This is a genomic window from Prevotella sp. LCP21S3_D2, from assembly GCF_052118345.1.
In the GTDB taxonomy this organism is placed as follows: Bacteria; Bacteroidota; Bacteroidia; order Bacteroidales; family Bacteroidaceae; genus Prevotella.
Map to the genome: position 1 here is coordinate 1 of NZ_JBQKHJ010000101.1, position 527 is coordinate 527.

The 527-nt window shown below is 47.6% G+C and carries 1 protein-coding gene; it reads left to right on the plus strand.

The features are described 5' to 3' along the window. A partial coding sequence (locus ACTQ16_RS16785) for an IS66 family transposase (RefSeq protein WP_441938578.1) occupies positions 1 to 527 on the plus strand: 527 nt, incomplete at both ends.

Sequence of the window (527 nt, forward strand, 5' to 3'; positions counted from 1 at the left end):
ATTGTTGATATCAAGGTGGTCGTAGAGACCTGCGAGGAACAGTATTACGAGAAGGTCTGTGAATGCGGTTGCGTAAACAACTGCGAAGCTCCCAACTGTCGTATCAAGTATGGTGACAACCTCCGTGCACTGGTGACATACCTTAATGTAGTGCAGTGTATTCCGTTCAAAAGGATTGCAGAACTTATATCCGACCTGTCCGGCCAGAATATAAGTGAGGGAACAGTGCAGAACATACTCAAAGAGAATAGCGGCAAGGCAGACTGTGCATATGAGGAAATACGCAAGAGGCTGGAAACAGCGTCTGTCGTAGGAGCCGATGAAACTGGTGCTACGGTAGGAAAGCATCTGCATTGGAACTGGATATTCCAGAACGACCTGCTTACATACGTGTTCCAGTCAGAATCGCGAGGTCAGAAGGCCATAGATTCCAAGTTTCCAAAGGGACTTCCCTATTCGACACTTGTGACTGACAGACATCAGAGCTACTTCAGGATGAATGTTAAGGACCATCAGGTCTGCCTGGC